The sequence below is a fragment of the Stenotrophomonas pictorum JCM 9942 genome, from assembly GCF_001310775.1.
Taxonomy (GTDB): domain Bacteria; phylum Pseudomonadota; class Gammaproteobacteria; order Xanthomonadales; family Xanthomonadaceae; genus Stenotrophomonas; species Stenotrophomonas pictorum.
Map to the genome: position 1 here is coordinate 1 of NZ_BAZI01000279.1, position 3,539 is coordinate 3,539.

Sequence of the window (3,539 nt, forward strand, 5' to 3'; positions counted from 1 at the left end):
CCCGGCGGCGGTGGCAATCGCGGTCCGCGCGGCGCCTGATCGCTGATCGGCAAAAGAAAAACGCCCCGGTAACGGGGCGTTTTTTATGGCCATCGCCGCGCGGCGGGGCTTGCTCCTGATGACGGAGCCAAAGCTCAGCGGCGCTCGATCACGAACTTGCCAAAACCGATCCCCAGACTCCAGCCCTGCCCGGTTCCGGCCAGCGCCAACGACACATCGCCCTTGGTCATCACCTGGGCATCGGTCGCCTTGGAGGCACTGGCGTGCACCTCGGCAGCGGCGTAGGTACCGAGCAGATCATTCACCGAATAGGCACCGGTGAACTTGCCCCGGCCGTCGGTGATGGAGGTCTTCCCGACGGTCAGCCCGCCGCCCTTGGCGGTGATCTTGACCGGGAAGCTGGCGCCGTTGTCGCAGCGGATCGTGCCCGTGCCCTCGGCGGTCTTGTAGAACGCCGACCAGCCGGACAGGTTGTAGCGCAGCTCACAATCAATATTGCCGGCGGCCTGCGCGGCCGGTGCCATGGCGGTCAGCGCCAGCAGCGCCATCGTGCCCAGAATCGGTTTCATGCTGTTCGGCCCTCGTCATTGACTGCCCGCGAGCGTAGCAGCCGATCCATGCGATGCAGACCGCCCGCGCCTGCCGCGGCCGGTTTGCGTTCAGCGAGCCACCACCGGGCCGGCCAGGGTGAAATCATCGGCATCGAGCATCGCCGGGAAGCGCTCGCGGTGCGCAGCCAGGGCCGCGGCCGAGATGGCGGTGGTGACCACCTGTTCGCGTTCGCGGATTTCCAGTTGCGGCTGGCCCAGGAAGTCGATCACCGCGCTGTCGCCGGAATAATGCAGACCGTTGCCATCCACCCCCACGCGATTGACGATGGCCACGTAGCACAGGTTCTCGATCGCCCGCGCCCGCGCCAGCGTCTGCCATGCGTAGGCGCGCGCCGACGGCCAGTTGGCGACGAAAATCTGCAGGTCGAAATCCATGTGTCCGGGCCGTTCCACATCGAACCGGTTGCGGCAGAACACCGGAAAGCGCAGGTCGTAGCAGATCTGCGGATTGATCCGCCAACCCTTCAGCTCGACACACAACCGCGCATTGCCGGCCGCATAGCGTTTGTGCTCGCCGCCGTAGCGGAACAGATGGCGCTTGTCGTACCAGTGCAGCCCGCCCTCGGGCGTGGCCCACAACAGCCGGTTGTAGACGCCCTCGCCCACCCGCAGCTGCACGCTGCCGGTGACCACCGCGCCCAGCGCGCGCGCCTGCGCACGGATCCAGGCGACGGTCGGGCCGTCCATGTCCTCGGCCTGTTCGATGGCGTCATTGGAAAAACCGCTGGTGAAGGTCTCCGGCAGGATCACCAGGTCCGTGTTGCCGGCCAGCGGCGCCAGCAGCGCGGCATAGTGCTCGCGGTTGGCAGCCGGGTCGTGCCAGCGGGTGTCGCCCTGTACCAGCGAGATGCGCAGATCCTGCATGCCCGATACCTCCGGCGTCACAGCTGCTGCAGCCGTGCGATGGCGGCATCCAGCGTCGCATCGTTCTTGGCAAAGCACAGCCGCACCAGACGCTGGCCAGCCGGCGGGGTTTCATAGAACGGCGACAGCGGAATGGCGGTGACGCCCTTCTCGATGGTCAGCCATTTCACGAATTCGTGGTCCGGCAGATCACTGACCGCCGAGTAGTCCACCAGCTGGAAGTAGCCGCCCGGCACCGGCAGCGGCGTCAGCCGGGTGGTCAGCAGCTGCTCGCGGAAGCGGTCGCGCTTGGCCTGGTAGAACGCGCCCAGCTCCAGATGGTGTTCGGGCTCATCGCGGATCATCGCGGCAAAGCCATATTGCGCCGGGCTGTAGGTGGTGAAGGTGTTGTACTGGTGGACCTTGCGGAACTCGGCGCTCAGCGCCGGCGGCGCGATGGCGTAGCCGATCTTCCAGCCGGTGCAGTGGTAGGTCTTGCCGAAACTGGAAATCACAAACGCGCGCTCGCGCAGTTCCGGGTAACGCAGCGCCGATTCATGCGGACGCCGTCATAGATGATGTGTTCGTAGACCTCGTCGGAGATCAGGTAGATGGCGGTGCCCCGCAGCACGTCAATCAGCGCCTGCATGTCGGCCGCCGACAGCATCGCACCGGACGGGTTATGCGGGGTGTTGACCATCAGCATGCGGGTTTTGGGCGTGATCGCCGCGCGCACCTTGTCCCAGTCCACCGCGAACGTCTGCGGGTCCAGCGCCACATGCACCGCGCGCGCGCCGGCCAGATCGATCGCCGGCTCGTAGCAGTCGTAGGCCGGATCGAGCACGATCACCTCGTCGCCGGCACGCACCACCGCGTGGATGGCGTTGAAGATCGCCTCGGTGCCGCCGGAGGTCACGGTGATCTCGCTGTCAGGATCGACCTGCGCGCCGTAGCAGTCCAGCGCCTTCTGCGCGATGGCCTGGCGCAGCGGCGCCACACCGGTCATCGGCGCGTACTGGTTCAAGCCCTCGCGCATCGCTTTGGCGGTTTCGTCGATCAGCCGCTGCGGCGCCGGGAAATCGGGAAACCCCTGGCCCAGATTGACCGCGCCATGTTCGGCAGCGAGCTGGGACATCACGGTGAAAATGGTGGTGCCCACCTTGGGCAGCTTGGTCTGCGGTTGCATCGGTACGTACGCGCCGGGGGGAGAAAGCAGCGAGTGTAAGCAAAAGCGGCGACAAGGGCCCGAGGGCAGAGCGCCGGGCAGCGCACTGATCGGCCGCACACCCGCGTCTATAATGGCGGCGCCCCGATGCGCCAGCGATATCTGCGCTCCCACCCAAGGACGGAAGCGCCCGACCCCGATGACCCAGACTTCGAACATCCCGCCGCTGTTGTCCGCGCGCGGCCTGCGTTTCAGCCGTGATGACGACCCGGTGTTCGGCCCCCTCGATCTGCATGTCGATGCCGGTGAGGCGCTGCTGGTCCAGGGCGGCAACGGCGCGGGCAAGACCACTTTGCTGCGCGTGCTGGCCGGCTTGCTGCGGGCCGATGAAGGCCAGATCGAAATCGACGGGCGCCCGGCCGGCGCTGCCGACCGTTCGCGCTATATCGCCTATCTGAGCCATCTCACCGCCCTCAAGCAGGATCTGGGCACGCTGGAGAACCTGCACCTGCTGTGTGGCCTGCACGGCCGGCGGGCACGGCAGATGCCGGGCAACGCGCTGGCCATTGCCGGCCTGGCCGGCTATGAGGACACGCTGGTAAGGCAGCTGTCGGCCGGGCAGAAAAAGCGCCTGTCCTTGGCCCGCGTGTGGCTCTCGCCCGCTCCGGTCTGGCTGCTGGACGAGCCCTACGCCAACCTTGATCTGGAAGGTATCAACCTGGTGAACCGGATGATTTCCGCCCACCTGCGCAGCGGCGGCGCGGCGCTGGTCACCACCCACGGCGCCTATGCGGCGCCCCCGGTACGCAACCGCACGCTGACACTGGCAAACCCGGCACAGGAGCAGGCCGCATGAGCCTGGCCGGTCCGCAACCCACCCTGCTCGGTGCGGCCAGGGCGCTGCTGGCGCGCGACCTGAA

General features: G+C 67.0%; 3 protein-coding genes and 1 pseudogene. 1 reads left to right on the plus strand and 3 read right to left on the minus strand.

Features of this window, described 5'->3' with window-relative positions; genetic code table 11:
- Positions 1-134: 134 nt before the first annotated feature.
- From JCM9942_RS12350 to JCM9942_RS12360, 3 genes and pseudogenes are all read right to left on the minus strand, one after another.
- Complete coding sequence (locus JCM9942_RS12350) at positions 135-569, minus strand: hypothetical protein (protein ID WP_054660014.1); 435 nt, start codon at positions 567-569, stop codon at positions 135-137.
- A gap of 90 nt (positions 570-659) precedes the next feature.
- Positions 660-1,475 carry an amidohydrolase gene (locus JCM9942_RS12355; RefSeq protein ID WP_054660016.1) on the minus strand — a complete coding sequence of 272 codons (816 nt, stop codon included), beginning with the start codon at positions 1,473-1,475 and terminating at the stop codon, positions 660-662.
- A gap of 17 nt (positions 1,476-1,492) precedes the next feature.
- Positions 1,493-2,640 (minus strand): annotated as a pseudogene (locus JCM9942_RS12360) (pyridoxal phosphate-dependent aminotransferase).
- 178 nt (positions 2,641-2,818) lie between these two features.
- Between JCM9942_RS12360 and ccmA the strand changes: the two are divergent.
- Entirely contained in the window at positions 2,819-3,475 is a 657-nt protein-coding gene (gene ccmA, locus JCM9942_RS12365; protein WP_054660018.1) for a heme ABC exporter ATP-binding protein CcmA, read from the plus strand.
- The last annotated feature ends 64 nt before the right edge of the window (positions 3,476-3,539 follow it).

Bases quoted from the DNA above. Each gene is read 5' to 3' on its own strand.
- ccmA (WP_054660018.1), top strand. From the start codon at position 2,819: ATGACCCAGACTTCGAACATCCCGCCGCTGTTGTCCGCGCGCGGCCTG.
- JCM9942_RS12350 (WP_054660014.1), bottom strand. From the start codon at position 569: ATGAAACCGATTCTGGGCACGATGGCGCTGCTGGCGCTGACCGCCATG.
- JCM9942_RS12355 (WP_054660016.1), bottom strand. From the start codon at position 1,475: ATGCAGGATCTGCGCATCTCGCTGGTACAGGGCGACACCCGCTGGCAC.